General features: G+C 57.2%; 14 protein-coding genes and 1 pseudogene. 5 read left to right on the forward strand and 10 right to left on the reverse strand.

The window, feature by feature from the left end:
* Positions 1-271 precede the first annotated feature (271 nt).
* The 3 genes from WH91_RS24490 to WH91_RS01020 all read left to right on the forward strand — a co-directional run bounded on the left by WH91_RS24490 (position 272) and on the right by WH91_RS01020 (position 5678).
* Positions 272-424 carry a hypothetical protein gene (locus WH91_RS24490; RefSeq protein ID WP_158409494.1) on the forward strand — a complete coding sequence of 51 codons (153 nt, stop codon included), beginning with the start codon at positions 272-274 and terminating at the stop codon, positions 422-424.
* Positions 425-1239: 815 nt separating this feature from the next.
* Positions 1240-4995 (forward strand): NACHT domain-containing protein, encoded by a 3756-nt coding sequence (locus WH91_RS01015; protein WP_046169137.1) that lies wholly within the window; start codon positions 1240-1242, stop codon positions 4993-4995.
* Between the two features lie 470 nt (positions 4996-5465).
* On the forward strand, positions 5466-5678 hold the full coding sequence (locus tag WH91_RS01020; RefSeq protein ID WP_143078005.1) for a hypothetical protein: 213 nt from the start codon (positions 5466-5468) through the stop codon (positions 5676-5678).
* Between the two features lie 9 nt (positions 5679-5687).
* On the opposite strand, the gene WH91_RS24495 is transcribed toward WH91_RS01020, so the two are convergent.
* On the reverse strand, positions 5688-5858 hold the full coding sequence (locus WH91_RS24495) for a hypothetical protein (RefSeq protein WP_158409495.1): 171 nt from the start codon (positions 5856-5858) through the stop codon (positions 5688-5690).
* 802 nt (positions 5859-6660) lie between these two features.
* The gene (locus tag WH91_RS01030; RefSeq protein ID WP_046169140.1) at positions 6661-7302 is read right to left on the reverse strand and encodes a recombinase family protein; all 642 of its coding nucleotides are present in this window, start codon (positions 7300-7302) and stop codon (positions 6661-6663) included.
* Between the two features lie 192 nt (positions 7303-7494).
* Between WH91_RS01030 and WH91_RS01035 the strand changes: the two genes are divergently transcribed.
* Positions 7495-8271, forward strand: a complete 777-nt coding sequence (locus tag WH91_RS01035; RefSeq protein WP_052952504.1) for a hypothetical protein — start codon at positions 7495-7497, stop codon at positions 8269-8271.
* A gap of 2 nt (positions 8272-8273) precedes the next feature.
* On the opposite strand, the gene WH91_RS22270 is transcribed toward WH91_RS01035, so the two are convergent.
* Entirely contained in the window at positions 8274-8741 is a 468-nt protein-coding gene (locus WH91_RS22270) for a MarR family winged helix-turn-helix transcriptional regulator (RefSeq protein ID WP_143078006.1), read from the reverse strand.
* 176 nt (positions 8742-8917) lie between these two features.
* Between WH91_RS22270 and WH91_RS01045 the strand changes: the two genes are divergently transcribed.
* On the forward strand, positions 8918-9304 hold the full coding sequence (locus WH91_RS01045; RefSeq protein ID WP_143078007.1) for a Rap1a/Tai family immunity protein: 387 nt from the start codon (positions 8918-8920) through the stop codon (positions 9302-9304).
* On the opposite strand, the gene WH91_RS24500 is transcribed toward WH91_RS01045, so the two are convergent.
* The 7 genes and pseudogenes from WH91_RS24500 to WH91_RS22280 form a co-directional block, all read right to left on the reverse strand.
* Entirely contained in the window at positions 9301-9507 is a 207-nt protein-coding gene (locus WH91_RS24500; protein WP_158409496.1) for a hypothetical protein, read from the reverse strand. The genes WH91_RS01045 and WH91_RS24500 overlap by 4 nt on opposite strands.
* Positions 9508-9752: 245 nt before the next feature.
* Entirely contained in the window at positions 9753-10343 is a 591-nt protein-coding gene (locus WH91_RS01055; RefSeq protein ID WP_046169143.1) for a hypothetical protein, read from the reverse strand.
* Positions 10344-10567: 224 nt separating this feature from the next.
* A complete protein-coding gene (locus tag WH91_RS22970; RefSeq protein ID WP_280140222.1) occupies positions 10568-10876 on the reverse strand; it encodes a Rha family transcriptional regulator in 309 nt (102 codons plus the stop codon).
* A pseudogene (locus WH91_RS26010) lies at positions 10842-10943 on the reverse strand (Rha family transcriptional regulator); the annotation flags it as partial. The pseudogene WH91_RS26010 and the gene WH91_RS22970, both read right to left, overlap by 35 nt.
* A 31-nt stretch (positions 10944-10974) precedes the next feature.
* Positions 10975-11547 carry a ribonuclease H family protein gene (locus WH91_RS01065; RefSeq protein ID WP_052952507.1) on the reverse strand — a complete coding sequence of 191 codons (573 nt, stop codon included), beginning with the start codon at positions 11545-11547 and terminating at the stop codon, positions 10975-10977.
* Between the two features lie 99 nt (positions 11548-11646).
* On the reverse strand, positions 11647-15492 hold the full coding sequence (locus WH91_RS01070) for a phage tail tip lysozyme (protein WP_046169144.1): 3846 nt from the start codon (positions 15490-15492) through the stop codon (positions 11647-11649).
* Positions 15493-15590: 98 nt separating this feature from the next.
* On the reverse strand, positions 15591-16316 hold the full coding sequence (locus WH91_RS22280) for a Rha family transcriptional regulator (protein ID WP_052952508.1): 726 nt from the start codon (positions 16314-16316) through the stop codon (positions 15591-15593).
* Between the last annotated feature and the right edge of the window lie 99 nt (positions 16317-16415).

Below are 16415 nucleotides of genomic sequence, written 5' to 3' on the forward strand. Positions count from 1 at the left end.
AGACCTTGAGCAGGCCTTCTTCCGCATCGAGCGATTGGCAAAAGTTGGAGACCTGCCGCGCGTCGAGCGTGGAACCAGGCTTGGCACCCCCGCCGTCCGGTGAAGGACAAGAGTGTCGTCCGCACCCAAAAACGCTAGCTAAGAAGCGTGCTACGGAACCGCTGAGCTAAATAGACGACTATCGGGCGGCCCCATCTTTGCCTCAAAGCGGCGGTTAGCTGGCGCAGTCGTGAGACCAAGATCAATTAGAGGTTCACCCCAAGGAGATCCCATGTCGAAAACTTTGCTTGCCCCGCTCGCCATCGTCGCAGCCCTCGTTCTGGCTGCCTGTGGCGGTGATGCTCCTCCAGCAGATAGCACTACGGCGCCACCGGCAGATGCTGCGCCCGCGACCACCGAGCCGGTCACACCGCCGCCAGCCTGACTATGAAGGGCCGCCCCCGAGGCGGCCCTTTATTTTAGCGCAGGACACCCCTATGGCTGCTGTGCAGCTGCGACCGTGAAAACGACTTCGAGCGCCTTGGCAGACCCTTGCCGGGGTCTACCGGCTCGAAGGGCAGCGATCCGCAAGACCCCAATCAGGCAGTCTGAACGTCACGTCACGCCGGCAAGTCGCCTTTTATAATCAAAGGGAGGAAAACAAAACAGCGGCCGCCAGAACTAATCTGGCTAAGCCGCTGTATTTTTTGACCAATCAACCCGAAGGAAGATTCTGGTGCGGTCGAGAAGAAACGCAGGGGAGCGCCTCAGGCCGTTAAAATTACAGGGCTTTTAGCCGCCGCGTTGAGGCCGTTTGTAGCGGCGTTTGTAGCGATGGTCAATGTTGTTCGGTCGTCACCTCATCCCTCACCCCGCTCGCGCCGTTCCGCAACATGCTCTATTGGTTTGGCGGCTCAATATCTTCCTGGTCCGGTAATGGAAATCCTCTGGTCTGGTGGCTCCAAACCTATGGTTCATGACAGGGAAAATCGTCAGTGGATGTAGAACCGCTGAGCGGACCCAACATATCATACAGTCGCGGATACTTGCTGCCTGATGCGCCAACAACCTGACGCAGTTTTGAACGAAGCCGACTAGTCGCCAAGTTGACTTCCAGAATTACCTTTTCCTCATCGGCTTCATCCTCGGCAGTCACAATCTCATCAAGGCTCTTAAGAGCGTCAGTGAAAAGACCCTCTTACGTCCGGGTTGTTTTTTCTTCGTCAGTGTCCCCTATTGGAGAGATCATAGGGGTGTATCATGGACGCTATTTCCGCAGCGGCTGCAAAGGTCGGGGCATCTTTCGCTGCGCTGGCCGCGACAAGCCAGTTAAAGAAACTAGAAAATACGCCCTTAGGTGACCAACTTTCGAAGATTGGCTTGGTGAAACCGGGGTTCACCAAACGCCTTGAGCAACAACTTGCCAAAGCAGCTGACCGATTTTTAAGGAGCAACAACGCCTATAATATTGAACCTGTTCACTATTTTCTAGAGGACCCTACGTTTCTCAAGTTGGTTAAGTCTGCGTTTTTTCACGGCGAAACCCCAGATACCGGAAAAGCGGCGGAAATCTTAGCCTCCTATGTGGGCGTCTCGGTGACTAGCGCGCCGCACAAGTGGCCCGGCGGTATAGAGCCGCTCAAGCTAATTGAGGTCTTTTTCGTAACTCTTAGCAGAGTTCTCGGTGAGGAAACGGACGCCGCAGGGGTTTTCTTAGCCCAAAGAATAGCGGTGGTTTCGGCGCAGATAGAGGGCCTTAGGCCGGCCATCAGTGCCGCTCTTAAAGACCACGATGTATCCACGAAAAATGCAGTCTTCGAGGGCTTCGAGCGAAACTATCTGGGACACTTGACCAAAAAATTCGGAAGGATTTCCACCCTAGGGGCGCGCGAGCTTCACGGCATCGGGCAAGTGCTAAGCGTAGCATATATCTCGCTAAACATTTTATCGCAGGAAAGCGATGAACCAGTACCCGCCGAACACTTTCTGAAAGAACACGATCAACTAATTGTTCGGGGTCCCGCTGGTTCTGGGAAGACTACACTTCTCAGTTGGCTTGTAACGCAGTGCAGCAGAAGCGACACTAAATTTGCCGGTTTCGTACCTTTCTTCGTGCCTCTCAGAACCGTTGCGCGGGTTGAGGTCGGACCTCCTTCAGTAGAAGCGTTTGTTGACTACTCCGTCGATGCCAGCCTTTGGGCAGAATCAACTCCGGCGGGATGGCTTAACGATGTGTTGAAAACGCGCCAGTCGGGGTTGATCATGATCGACGGCGTTGACGAACTTCCGGCTAGCAGGCGACCGCAGTTTTGGGAGTGGCTTGAGAGCTTTTCAGAGCACTATCCTGGCAACAAAATAATCGTCACGTCGCGAAACCTGCCGAAAACTAATAGTACCGATTTCGACGTTAAGACTGAGCAGTGGAATCCGCCATCGGTATTTGTCGAAGCTCGGCTGCAAGAAATGAGTGATCCAGACGTCACGAACTTCATCAACCACTGGCACGACGCAGTTGATTTCTCAAAGCTCACTCCTGACGAGCAGGCCAGCCTAGTCAAAGCAAAAAATGAACTTCCAGCGAAACTAGAAGATCCAGCCAGCCGAAGAATTCGTGAGCTATGTAGTACGCCGCTTCTTTGCGCGATGGTCTGCGTACTGCACTGGCGCGAAGAAGGATACCTTCCGAAGCACCGTGTTGACCTTTACGACAAATGTTGTGAGATGCTAATTGAAGCTAGGGACCTTAAGCGCGAAATCGCGCTGCCTATCGGACCGCTGGCATTCTTAACAAAATACGACAAAGAGATGGTGCTTCAGCGGCTCGCATTTGACATGCTGCACAACCGGCCTGACGGTGACGATTTGCATGATAATTCTAATTATCGGATCGAAGTATCACGGGACAAGGCTGAACTATGGATAGCGCCGCGCGTCGCAAGCTTCCAAAACATCGAGGCAAGAAGCGCTAGTCCTGAAGCTGTGTTGGACTTTCTCATTGAGCGAACTGGCCTGCTGAGGGAACCCTCAAAAGACTTGATAGACTTTCCTCACCGGACTTTCCAAGAATATCTTGCTGCATGTGCCGCCGGTGCAGAGGGAAGGGAAGAAATGCTTTCAAGGCTGGCCGATGATGACCAGTGGCACGAAACCATAATGCTTGCATCTGGCACTTCAACTGGCGGTGTAGGATTCGGCAAGCGCCTTATTGAAGCACTTATATCGCGCGGTGAGCGGCACGTGAGTAAGAAACCTAGGTCTCAGCGTATTCGAAAGACCTGTTTCGCCCTCGCTCTGGGCTGTCTTGAAAATCTTCGGCAGCATGATCCAGATTTGCGCGACAGAGTATTGTCAAATCTTGACGAGCTTGTTCCGCCTCATACGGAGACCGACGCCGCGATTTTAGCAGTTGCTGGTGATGCTGCGGTCCCGCACCTCACTTACACCAGATGGAAAGACAGCAGCACTATCATCGTGTCTGCGTGCGCTAGAGCCCTTAGGCTTATAGGTACGACTAACGCTGCCAAGTCCCTATCAGAGGGCTACATTGCCGACGTGCGCTCAGACGTCATAAGTGAAGTTGCGAGGACTGCGCAGTTCCCATTTCACCTTATACAAGGCATTCAAGATCACGTTGCGCAAACCGGTAGGTTACCAGCCTACATAAGAGACGTGAGCGACATCTTGCTATTGGTCGGTCTACAAAATCTTCAGAGCGTTTTAATCGACAGCAACACAAAAGGTCTACCCCTACTATCTCAGTTCCATGATTTGAAATCGCTTTCCCTACGTCAGGTGGATACCCAAGGTGACTGGGTGTCAGACATTCCAGCGTCGATTATCGACGTTACTATGTCCAACATCAGGGGGCCGGTCGAATGGCTAGAAAGGTTAGTGTCTCTCGAATCTCTGGTTCTTATCGACAGCGAACTTTCAAGCATTAGCTCGCTGCCAACTTTACCCAATTTAAACGTCATCCGGATGCTCAACTGTCCAATGGCCTCCCTTGAAGGGCTTGGCAGATTTCCCTTGCGACAACTGGATATTCGAGGTGCGACTGTCGCCAGTCTAGATGGATTGTCCGAGCTTAATTCTCTATCGGGCCTAACTATAGATAGTTGCCCAAATATTACCCTAGTCAGTCCCGCACCGTATCAGGAAACCCTTGAAAGTCTTTCCATCGAAAGTTGTCTAACTGCTGTTGATCCAAGCGTTCAGTTGCCAAGACTAAAGAAATTGACGTTGGAGGATGTTCCTGATCTCTACGATTTGAATTTTCTCAGGAACGCGCCTGAAGTTAGCGACCTGGTTATTATCGGGGACATGATTTTTGAAGACTTTTCTGGAGTGGACCATCTGAAGAAGCTGGAGACCCTGTATTTCTCCGGTTTTTCGAGCACCCATTTCCCAGAGTTCAAAGAAATGCCACTGCTACGTGAGCTCTCGATCATCGGTGTCCAAGGCTTCGAGCCCTCGTCTATTTCGTCCGTGCATTGGTTGGAGCAACTTAGTATTTCTCTGTACGGTACTTTTGCGCTGGATTGGGCTGGCAATCTTTCTAACTTACGCAGCCTGTCAATTTTGGATGCCGTAGGACTCGCAAGCCTCGAAGGCCTTTCCACTAAAAGTCTTGACGTTTTGGTGATCCAAGGTGCTCCAAACCTTTCGGATTTGTCGGTACTTCGAGGGAGTAATATTACAGAGCTCCGCCTATTATCCTGTCCTTCGATCACAACGTTGTCAGATTTAGCCGAGTTGGAAAAACTTGAGACGTTGCATCTGTCAGTTCACGAGGGTTCCCTCGATTTGTCACCATTGGGCGAGCTGCCGAATCTTCAGATCGTAAATATTGTCGGGCGCGAAAAGAATATTCGGGTCCCAGAGGCGCTAATGCCTAAGGTCCGACATAATGAATTCTACTTTGATTGGCAGTTCTCGCGGCATCCTATGCGCTTTGGTCATATGCCCCGACGGTCTCGCACCGTGAGGAATTATAGGCAGCTTAAATCGATGAAATGACTAGGCAACGAGCCGCACGGTATGACGCAACGAGAGCCACGGTTTCACCTTCGGTGAACACTACCCCTTCCGGCTGTGGCTTTTCCGTAGCTGAGAACGGCATCTCTCTGTAGCCAAGGCCCACGTGGTGGCGGAATGCAGCGTCATAGGCATCGAAGACTATGGGGCAGCATACCTGGTCTTCAGTGATAATGAGGTGAACCTGGCGGTGTTGAGACTGGTCAATCCCGTGCCTCATCAGGTAGCAGAAATACGGGGCTCAGCGGGGTAGAACTTGGCGAAGCCGTGCTGGCCTTGGGCTATCCCCTTGCGAGCTTGCTAAATTCATCCTCAACGTAGGGGACAGGCTTCGTATCGGCGGAGACGGGCCTTATGGGTGAAGCTCGGTGGTTCACGACCAGTATAGGGCTTCGGCCAGGGAACAGCGGTGGTCCTATCCGGGGGATCAAGGCCGCGTTATCGGAGTGGCCGTGGCCAAGATCAACGATGAAGTCATGCTCGCCTCTACCGGCAACATTGCATCGAATATCGGTTTCGCGATTAAGGGGGCATCGGTCGCCGAGTACCTTAGCATTTTCAGGTTGCCTGACCCTAGCGAAGTAGCGAGTAATCCGAAGACCACCAAGGAACTGGTCGCAATGGGCCGTCAATTCACCGTTCAAGTTTTGTGTGATGTACCATAGCCGGGTAGCCTACTTGCGAGTCTCCGCCAACAATAGGGCTGCAGCCTCCTGGCGAACGTCTGCAAGCTCTGCTTCACGCTGGTGAGGCGGTATCTTCTGGAGGGCCTTCAGGTCACGCTCCAGCTTGGCAATGAGCTTGTCGCGGCTGGCTTGGGCTGGGTTGATCTGAGGAACTCGCATGCTTGGGGCTCGCTTATGAAGGGTTGTGGATGGTAGCGGAGATTATAAACGCCGTCGCGGCAGACGTGCTGGCCCTGTACGGGCTGCCGGTTGCGGGCACCACCGTCGCTCTAGGGGCCACGGCTTGGCGAAGCCTCATTGCCCAGAGGGTCGCCGCTGCGAGAGACATCCTCACAGGCGAAATGTCGAGGGGAACAAAGGCACTTCATGATGTGGCTGAGGATGAGGTGGCTGCGGTCACTTTCCGGTACATGCGGGCGGCTATTGAGGGCACTGCTAGGCTCAACCTGCGGCTGATGGCTGCAACCGCGTCTGGGCAGGCTCACGGGGCCGGCTTATATGCAGACGACTTCCTGCGCTGGGCCGATCTAATTGCCAGCTTGCGGCGAGAGGAGGTCATAGTTTTGGCTACCCTATATCGGGAATGGGTAGCCTTCACCGGCCCTGGGGTGAATAAGCTAGGTGCATGGAGAGTGGCGCAGACCTTGCTGGCAGCATTGGAAGGAATGGACGAAAAGACATCAGATGCGGTTGGTACTGCGTGCCTTCGGACCGGGCTCATTCAAATAGCTACGGGCTCCTATGGAGGCGGTCAAAGCATCTTTCCAACTGGGCTGCTGGGTGATTTCATGTCGTTGGCGGATGTTGAAGGCGTGTTGCGCAGGCATCAAGCTGACCAAGGCCCAAAGCGGTCGTGACGGCGTGGGGAACATTGCGAGGCTTCCCCGCCCAAAAGCAATAGACGCCCCACCAAACCGACAGGGGCTTGGCAGGGCGTTGGTCTAACTTTATTTTGCAGTGCCTACGCCTTCGACCATGCAGCAAGCAGCCCAGCAGCCGCAGCGGGGTCCTCTTTGATACGCAGCACAGTCTGCCTGGAAAGCCCGGTGGCGCTGGCAATGTCAGTGGTCCCAGCAGAGCCCAAGGCCAACATGTCCGTCACCATGGTCAGCTTCTCGGCGCTATAGCTCGGCTTCCGTCCGCGATAGACCTTCTCAGCCTTTGCTTTGGCGCCATCTATACCAGCCCGCTGGGCAGCCTTAGTGGCCTCGTGCTGGGCTTGGGCAGTGGCGGCCATGAAGCCTATCAGCGCGTCCCGCACGGCCATCTGAATAGGGTCCTTGGTGGCCCCGTCAAAGGTCATGTTGTTGATGACAGTGCGGATGATGATACCCCGGCTAATGAACTCCCGAATGGCTTCGGTTACGTCCACATAGTTGCGGCCCAGCCGATCAACCCAGCGCACTACTAGGGTGTCCCCACTGCGCAGGGCATCATAGAGCCTCTTTCCCTCAGGCCGCTCCCGGAGGGTGGTGGAAACGCCTGAAACGCCATCATCTGAGAACACTTGGTCAATTTTGAAACCAGCTGCCTCTGCCTGGGTCCGCTGGTGTCCGATGGTCTGATCAGCAGTGGAGACGCGAGCGTAGAGGATGGTGGTCATGGTGGATTTCCAATGTGTCCGCAGTGGTTGTGTCCACTAGGTCACATGTCCGTAGATGTAAGTCAACCCATACGGACACACATTCTCAACCCATCAGCCATGTCCGCAGGGGCATACCTTAACGGACATGTGGACTGAGCGAAATTGATGACAGCCCAAGCTCACTCGCCTACACTGCGCTGGAGGTAACTGATGAACATATTCAACGTCTTCACCCCAGAGCAACTTGAAGCCCTTCCCGAAGACCACCGAGAGGCGTTTGTCGCGTTTGTAATGAGGGCTGAGGAAGTCCTTGAGGAGCGAACAAGGAGTTCGTCTCAGCAGAACGAGGACGAAGCCTGGCGTTACATTAATGACGAACGACACGGCTTCATGAATATCGTGATAGCCGCAGCGAAAAGGTACGGCGTCACCGAGTTCGGGTCCACGGCAGTCCCTAGCCCGAAGAACTTTGGGGAAAGCGAATATGCCGAGTTTCGGTCAGACCTGGACCACTACCTCACGCAAATCTACATCGATAACAGCGTAAGAGCTAAGCGGGACGCAGTACCCCTTGAGCCGAAAGCGAAAGAGCGTCTTCGGTCATACATACTGGAGCTGCGAAATTGTATAGAAAAAGCCGACATGACGGAGGCGAAGCGCCAGGCTCTTCATAAGCGCCTCACTGCCTTTGAGGCGGAGTTGGAGAGGTCGCGCCTCAGCTTGCTGGCCGTGACGAGGGTTACACGCGAACTCATGGCGCTAGGTAGTGGCGCATGGCAAGCAACCGAAATCACATACAAACTGATCTCGAATGTTATGCATGAAGTCGCCATGGCAAAGGCAGCCGACGACGAAACCAGACAACTTCCACATACATCAGCACCAGCGATGATATCGCCGCCACGCCCCCCCACAACCTCACGGGAACGGAGGGTATCGGCTCCTGCTTTCGAGCCGGGCGGCATGGATGACGACATCCCCTTTTAGGACTAGTCCACCCAAACCTCCCAATGCGTGCCTGCAAACGCATCTATCGCAGGCTTAGGCATTGCCTGGGCTGGTTGAGGGTCGGTGCCTGCTTCGACCGGCCGGGACACGAACGCCACCCCAGCCACCGTTAGGAACAGCCGTTGGCTCCTCACATCCTTCGCATCAGGCCGCTGCTCCACCAGGCCAAAGCCCGGCAAGCCATCGCGGCGGTACCGTGAGAGGGCGTGGACGTTGCGGGAGACCGATGATTGGCTGAAGCCTGAGAGCCCATCCATGTCGCGCTGATAGACGCCTGGACGCTGCGCCACAATGACTAGCATGGCCACCAGTTGGATTTGCATCTCATTGTCTAGGCTGGCCAACACCGTGAGCGTTGCCATGAGGCTGATCAGGGCTGGGTTCTTCTTGATTGTCGCCAACTCAGCGGCAGTGGTGCGGCGCATCTCAGCCCGCTTTCGGTCAACCATTATCACCCTCGCGCCCTGCTTCTCCATAGAATACAAGGGCTTATGGCGAGGTCAATGGCTGGTCGAGGGGGTGGAGGGGGTATCGCCCGTCTCCGTTTCCGATCTTAGCGGCTCGAATGTTTAGCCAAAAACAGCCCGGATGGACGGCTCGCTAAGGGCTTGTCGATCTCCCCAGCATGCCCGATGAAGAAGCTGCCATTCGGCATCCGCTATGGGGGACTGGGATGAAGACTAGATCGAAGGTACTCGGCGTTCTGTTGACGGCCGCTCTGCCCATTTCCCCGGCCCAAGCTGAACCGAGGACGATGATCGTCACCGTCGAAGAGCTGCAAGAGGACTGCGCTGGCGAGCAGCAACTTTGCCTTGGGTTTGTCGTAGCTGTAGCCGATGCTCTGGAGGCCACTGCTTGGCCTGCAAAGCGTTCCTGTCGCGGCAACGAAGTCCAGTTGCAGGAAATCCTCGACTACGCCAGGCCCTTGATTGAGGAGCCCGATGCGAACAAATCTGATGGCCCTGCCTTTGACTACCTAGCCAACGCCTTCGTGGAGAAATGGCCCTGCTAGGGCTTGGCACGGCTTGGCCGATGGGCTCCCAGCCCAGCATTCAACGTCCTCGACCAACCTTCCGCTTCCTCACGGGGCAGCTTGTAGAGCAGCATGAACTTGCCATCGACCTCCACTTCAGCCGGTCCCCCGGTTGTCGTGTCGATCACATTCCACAAGCCCGCTTCATGGGCGCTGAGGTGGTATCGGGAGATGCTGTCCATGCCGAAGGCTACACCCCAGGGTTGCCATGGGAAAGCCCAGTGCGCGGCGAGGAGACCATCATCGGGCCGGAGTACGGCGAGAGGTGGTTCTGTTCTCAGCAAGAGGCTCGACAGGCCGGTTGGAGGAGGTCGGGGGTCTAGGCTTCCAAAAGCATTTTTAGCCGTGTTGTGGGCTTGGGTAATATACCTCGACAACCAGCACCGCACTAAAGGTCTCTATGACCAAGGCCCATACACCCTCTGGCCTAACCGAATACCTCCCGGCTTTTCACTTCCCTCAAGTCTCGTAGCTGCTTAGCCCTGGCATTCATGTAGCGGGAGACCAGTTGCTGGGTCACCGCTAAAACGGAGGCCATCTCGGACTGAGAGAGGGCCGGGAAATGGTCAATAAGCCAAGACACCTTTTCCTCCAATGCCATGAGCTTCCGACCCACCAGCCTTCGGTAGCGGTCACGGTCCTCGGCGAACTGGGCTAAAGCCACCCCAGCCACAACGGACGGCTGCGAACGGTCTGCATCCACTTGGTCAGACGTGGCTTGCCACCGCTCTACTATCCATCGCTGTCCCTCAGGCCCAACAACGTCAAATGGCGGGCCATGGCGGGGCGTCATCCTCTTTCCCCAGCCCTGGTCAGTGACCCAGCTTGATAGCCGGTGACGTTGGTGGGAGCCGCCACCTTCAACATGGAGGAAGTTCATGGCTCGGAGGATGACCCGGACGGTTCGGTGGCCAACACCGTAGAGGTCTCCCAATTCGGAGATCGTGACCCAGTCTCCTTGAGAGACGGTGACAAGCTCACCAGTGCTGCGGTCTAAAATCTGTTCAGTGTATTCCATGGGTTTCCTTGCGGGTGTCGCATACAGAAAAGCCCTCTAGCCGGGGATGGCTGAGGGCGCTGTTAGGGTCGGTCTGTTGGTGGTCAGGAGGTGAGTGAGGTTGGGGTTGGCCTAGGTCGGCAAGGCCACAACGGGCTCAAAGCAGACCATAACGGGTGAGGCACCACATACAGCCGGCTGATGGCCGGTGAATAAACGGAGCTGCTCCTAAGGTGAGTGGCAACCTAGCCACCACCACATCTAGGGGCCGGTGTTCCCCTGTATAAGTGGGGTTTGGGCCTAAGGTGGGGGGTAATCAAAGACCCACTAGATGTTGTGGCCCTGCCCTGCTCCAACTCATTGAAGCGGGCGATGTAGGCTTCCTTGAACTGCGCAGCAGGCTTGCCAGTGAAGCCCATGGCGAGGAACGTGAAGCCGTCCTTGGTCATGTTGAAGGTCTCTTCTGCACGGGTGCCGCCACGAGGCATCTCCACTCGAATTGATGTGGGCTGAAAATTCAGCCGACGCAAAATTGCGTTCGTTGAAAGGGGCACTGCACTCTAGGTATCGGATGGACCTCAGCACGTCCGCATGGCGCTTCCCAAACATCTTGGCCACGTTCTGGCTGTTGGTTAGCGCCCTGCCCTTCGGGTCAGAACGACAGCCCTTTTGGAAACCATGTCACCCGGCCATTTTCATCGACATGCTTCCCCGCCTTGGCACTGCTGGCGAGTTTATCGGCCAGCTCATTCAACTCATGACCGCTGTGACCCTTTACCTTCACCCAGACGGACTGGCGGCCTTCGTCCGCTGCCACCAGCGACAGCCACAGGATGAGGTTCTTCACCGGCTTGCCGTCGCTCTTCTTCCAGCCGTTGGCCTGCCAGCGAACGTGTCCGCCATTCATGCCATCGACCAGGAACTGGCTGTCGCTCTCGATCAACACGGGAATGTCCAGCTCCTGCATGGCGTCAAAAGCTGCCAACGGCGCCATCATCTCCATCTGGCTGTTCGTTGCCGTGGCTATCACCTGGCCTGCAAAGGGCTTCTGGCGGAGGACCACATCACCCTGTTTGAGCTGGAGGATTGCGGCGTGGCCTCCGGTTCCGACTGCTGACCCGCCAAGGCCAGTGGCTTCAGGGCCAGAGCCATCGGTCACCAGGAGGTAGTGACGGCCTAGCCGGATGGTGTCGGCAGTAAGTGGGGTAGCGTTGGTGTCTGTCATGCGAGGCTTTCGGGTTGGTTCGGCTCGGCATTGAGCCAATGAGAAGACCCCACCGCATTGCTGCGGCAGGGCCATAAGGTGTGTTGATGCGCGGTCCGGCTACTCGTGGAAGCCGCTGACCAGCAGGTTGTTGATTTGGGTGATGCCCATCAGGTTCTGGAAGGCGAAGATGGTCTTAATCTTCCGGGCGTCATTGCCGTCACCGTTGCCCGTGGCAGCGTTGATGAGCGCCTCAGGCACCGCTCGAACTGCATTGTATAACCCGACCGTAGGGTTACCTAGAAAGGCGTCCGACGCCTGCTGAGTGGTGCGGGCGTCAAAGAGTGAAGAAGGTGCGTTCATGCCCGCTGCGGTCGCCACGGGGGCTGCCACCATACTCCAGGCCGTGTCTATGCCAGGGGCAAGGATGGTGAACCAGGAGCTGTTCTGAAGCCCAGCGGCGGCGATGCGCTGCATGCTGAGGCGCTCAGCCAAATGCTCCTTCTGGTCGGCCCGGCCCACCGAGTTGAGGTACTCACGGACCACATAGGTGGACCCGGCCAGGAACATGGTCGAGCTGAAGGTGGTGAAGGTTTTGAAGTCCCACATGTTCAAGCCGTTGATGAACTGCTTTGACCAGGCTGCAAGCATGAATGATCTAAACTGCAACAGGGTCTTGGCAGTGGGTCGGCTCATCCACATCGCCATGTTGCCGATGTCGTTCTCCTGGACCACGGTGCGACCAAGGCGGAACACAGCCTGCTCAAAGGCAGCCAAAGCCCCCTGGTCATCCCAGGACTTGAAGTTCATGGCCTTGAGCCGCTTGCCGTTGAACTCGGCCTTGCCATTGATCTGGCCTGAGATGCGCTTCAGCATCGCGCTGTCCAGGTTGAGGCCCATCATGCGCTTGTCAGCGACGATGTCTCCACCAGCCTGAGCGATCATGGCGAACTTGTTGAAGATCGCTCGACCAGCCAGGCGCTGGAGCATGGTGTTCACGGGAGCCATGCCGGAAAGAACCGTCATCGCCCGCTTACCCTTCTGCTGAAGGCCGTCGATGGTTTCCAGGACGGCGTTGTCCCGGATGCCCGCCAGCGGGTTGTCATAGTCATCGACCCGGCGCATGTCCGAATGCCGGAGCCAGTCTGCGCCGATGCTTGTCATATCCTCCCATTCGGCTGCCAGGGTATCGTCTAGGGTGCCATTCTTGGCAGACCGCCACATTGCCTTGAACGCTGGCATGTTGCTGAAGGTGGCCTTCAAGCCGACCTGGGAGGTGATGTTGGCCAGCTCAGAGATTTGAGCGAAGCCCACCTGCCCCATGACCCGGAGGAAGTTGTAGTCCCGGAGCATCCTGAGGCCCTGGGCATAGCCGCCTGTCTCATCAAAGGTCGGGCGACCGATGATCGAGTTATAGGCGAACTGAAGGCGCTCACGGTCGATCTTGTTCTGGTTGGTCGAGCCAACGCTGTCACCGACCGAGGTCATCTGGTCCATCAGCTTGGCCCAGTCGCTGTCATTGGTGATGCCATCCACCAGAAACTCGGGGGCTTCGTCACCATCGACCCAGTTCGGGTTGCGGATGCGAACACGGGCCATGGCCACCCTACCGGCCATCTGGCGGGAGTAGGAGGACATCAACGCATCCGCATCATTCAAAAATAGATCTGAAATGCGGACTGCATCATCCCCGGTGCCGTCGATACGCTTGAGCCGGCCACCAAAGTCTTCGTTGTAGAAGAGGCGGGCCTTGGCACGGGTCACCGCACCTTTGCCCTTCTTCGGCTTCATGCCACCTAGGATGTCATCCAGGTCCGCTGAGGACAGGTCTGTCTCATCCCCGAGGATGGCCTTCAGCTCATCCATATCCTCGCCTGAGAGGGCACGCTGGTTGGTTGAAAGGTCACCTGCGGACATCCGGTGCAGCTTGTTGACGTAGCCTTTGCCGAAGCGTTGAGCGACATCCTCAGCCAAGTCCTTGTTCACGTCCATCATGCCCTTGGCAATCAGGTCGGCCAGAGGCTCGTGACCATGGCGGGCCAGCATCGCCTGCACTGCGCCCAGGTCGAAGACGCGGGGGACGTAGTGATCATTGTCCACGATCTTTTCGTTGTCGAAACCGCGGACTGCCTTGCGAACGGTGCCGTCCAGGGAGCCTGGGTCGGCAGCCATGGCACGCCACTGCTTCATCATCACGCGGAACTCAGCACCGGCAGCAGCAACCTCAGGGTCGAAGGTGGCCATGGGGTCGCGGTTACGGACTGAGGCGGTGACCTGTTTGCTGTAAGCGGTCTGAAGCTGCTCACGGCTGGGCTTGGGTGCGCCTGGAGCCCGTTCAACATCCATCCGGGCAGAGTATGCCTTGAAGTTGTAGTCGAACGCCTTGCGCCATTTCACCTCAGCGAGCCGGGTCAGCCTATTGGCGTCTTCGGATGCGCCGATGGGTGTGAGGCCCTTGGCATTGCGTGCGCCGTCTTCCACCAGGACGTTGCCCAGGGCACGTGTAAGGGGGTTATCGCTGCCCTTCAGGCGTGCCGATAGGTCGTATCGCCAGTTGGAGGCGAACGCCGTGGGCGCTGCGGTGTCGTCCAGGTCGCGGACAAAGTCCTGGGTATCGACGCGGATGTCCTCGCGGACGGCCACGCCCATGGCACCAGCATCACGGCTGCGGCTGGTTAGGGCAGTGGTGCCGTTGAGGATGGAGCGCCCAAGGTCTTCGATCTGCCGGGCTTCCTTGACCAGCGCCGGGTTCTTCCCGAACGCGCCGAAGGCACCGCCCATGATCAGCCCTGCGCCAATGCCAAAGGCGGCATCGGAGACCTGATAGGTGGGCTTCTGGCTCATGATGACGCCTTCGACAACCGCGCTACCAGCCGCTCCAACGATGGCCTGCTCAGCGATCATACCGACACGCCCAAAGCGGGCAGCAAGCGCAGCCGGTGCGCCAAGGCCAGCCGAAGCCGTGGACACGCCGATAGCGGCAGCCCAGGCAAGCGGGTCGGCAATGCCTGCACCGATGCGGAGAGCCACGCCTAGGGTGCCCAGGGTCTCCAGCTTGGCATCCGCTTCCATGGTCTTCATGAGGTTGGTGCGGATGTGCTGGCTCTGGGCCGTCGAGGTCGAGGCACCAAACTGCTCATGGTACTGCTCGGGGATGTCCTTAGTCAGCAGCTTGAGGTCTGGCTGATAGCCGGGCTCAGGGACGAACTTCTGGAAGTTACCGCGCAGGAGCCAAGGGAGCATCATCTCCTGGTCAGCAGCGATGCCGAGGCCCTCAATCCAGCCGATCTGGCTTTCCTTCTCCTGGGCCAGCAGCGCGTCTTCCTGCGCATACCGTTCCTGCTTGGTGTAGGGCGTGGTCGGCGCAATGCTGGAGATGTTGACCGATTGAGCCGGGCCACCAACCTGATAAGGGACGGCTGAAGGCTGGACGCCCATGATGCTGGGGGCGTTGGCCTGAGGGCTGAAGGTGTCCCCAGGCCGGAGGCGAGGGTTGAGGCTGACCGGCAGCGGCGGGAGCTGGGCTGGCTGCCCCGGCATCCCGGCCACCTGATTAGCAAAGGCAAGGCGACCAGAGTAGTTGTGACCGCCGCGCGGGTTGTCCCAGGTGAAGCCTTGGGGACGCTCAAAGCCGATGAAGGCGGCAGTGGCATCATCCACGGTCTGGGCAGCCTGGAGCCGGCCCCAAGCCTTCGTCTCTTTGTTCCTCAGCTCCCAGTCAACGAAGTCGAGCTGGGCCATAAGGTCGTAAGGGTCGGTGCCCTGGGATGCGGTGCGCTGAAGGTGGAACGCCCAGCGGTCTGGGTGGTGCTGGGCAATGCCCTTGGCAAGTCCACCGTCACCGACTGCGCGGGTATTCATGGCGCTTTCGCCCATGAGGTTGCCGACCACGCCAGCGGCCTGGGCAGGTGAATAGCCGCGTCCAAGAAAGAATTGGTAGGCGGTGGAGGTGTTTTGGTTGGCCATGAATGGTCCTCTGTCGGAAACGACGAAACCCCCGGCCAGGTGATTGGCGCGAGGGTCTTGTTCGGGAAGCTGATGGGTTGGTGAAACGAGCGGCTTGCCTATGCGGCGGTTGCGTGGCCCTTCTTCATGGTCAGGCGTCCCGCCTCGTACATCTGTACGATGAGTGCCCGGCCTGCGGGGGTTGGGAAGATGGCAACGCTCCCATAGGTGTCGTCCAGCCTCTCCTCGAAAAGGTGAGAGTGCCGGGCATAGACCTGATAGCTGGAGCCCCGTTTGCGGAGGTACTTGTGGGTCATCAAATCCTTCTTGATCGCCATCGTATTGACGCCGGGCAAAGTTCGCACAAAGCGGTTGAGGGTATGATCATGGGCAACTGCCCTGGCACCGATGGCGGCGAGTGGGACAAGCCTTTGGTTCTCGATCTGGAGAGCCTGCTTCGCCTCAACCTCATCGGCCCAGGCACGGGCTGCAATAGCCGGGCTGGTGAAGTCAGGCAACGCCATGACCGCAGCGTTGGCACGGGCTTCGAGCGAGTTGAAGGCGGCGATGTAGGCCAGCTTGAACTGGAGAGCTTTGGACCCGGTGAAGGACATAGCGAGGAGTGTGAAGCCGTCCTTAGTCATTGAGAACGACCGATAGGTCTGACCGTTCTGGGGGTGGACATAGGGGGTCTGCTGAAAATCCAGCACACCCATCTCTCGCAGGCCGTCGATGTCGGCCAAGACATTCCGGTGTTCCCTCTCGAAGAAGTTGGCCACGTCCTGGCTATTGGTAAAGGCAGCGCCGTCGATGAGCTTCACGGTGGGAACAAGTGCGTTGGTCATGGGTAATCCTGGGCGTCATGGTTGAGACAAGCTCATCCCATGCGGTGTGGTTCTGGCGGCAGCGGTTCTAGCTTCGGCGCACTCTCCAGAAGGCGAAGG

Origin of the sequence: Devosia psychrophila (assembly GCF_000971275.1) — a bacterium.
In the GTDB taxonomy this organism is placed as follows: Bacteria; Pseudomonadota; Alphaproteobacteria; order Rhizobiales; family Devosiaceae; genus Devosia; species Devosia psychrophila.

Coding starts and splice junctions, on each gene's coding strand:
- WH91_RS01070 (WP_046169144.1), bottom strand. CDS start 15,492: ATGGCCAACCAAAACACCTCCACCGCCTACCAATTCTTTCTTGGACGC.
- WH91_RS22270 (WP_143078006.1), bottom strand. CDS start 8,741: ATGGTTGACCGAAAGCGGGCTGAGATGCGCCGCACCACTGCCGCTGAG.
- WH91_RS22280 (WP_052952508.1), bottom strand. CDS start 16,316: ATGACCAACGCACTTGTTCCCACCGTGAAGCTCATCGACGGCGCTGCC.
- WH91_RS24495 (WP_158409495.1), bottom strand. CDS start 5,858: ATGCGAGTTCCTCAGATCAACCCAGCCCAAGCCAGCCGCGACAAGCTC.
- WH91_RS24490 (WP_158409494.1), top strand. CDS start 272: ATGTCGAAAACTTTGCTTGCCCCGCTCGCCATCGTCGCAGCCCTCGTT.
- WH91_RS01035 (WP_052952504.1), top strand. CDS start 7,495: ATGAACATATTCAACGTCTTCACCCCAGAGCAACTTGAAGCCCTTCCC.
- WH91_RS01065 (WP_052952507.1), bottom strand. CDS start 11,547: ATGACAGACACCAACGCTACCCCACTTACTGCCGACACCATCCGGCTA.
- WH91_RS24500 (WP_158409496.1), bottom strand. CDS start 9,507: ATGGACAGCATCTCCCGATACCACCTCAGCGCCCATGAAGCGGGCTTG.
- WH91_RS01045 (WP_143078007.1), top strand. CDS start 8,918: ATGCCCGATGAAGAAGCTGCCATTCGGCATCCGCTATGGGGGACTGGG.
- WH91_RS01055 (WP_046169143.1), bottom strand. CDS start 10,343: ATGGAATACACTGAACAGATTTTAGACCGCAGCACTGGTGAGCTTGTC.
- WH91_RS01015 (WP_046169137.1), top strand. CDS start 1,240: ATGGACGCTATTTCCGCAGCGGCTGCAAAGGTCGGGGCATCTTTCGCT.
- WH91_RS01030 (WP_046169140.1), bottom strand. CDS start 7,302: ATGACCACCATCCTCTACGCTCGCGTCTCCACTGCTGATCAGACCATC.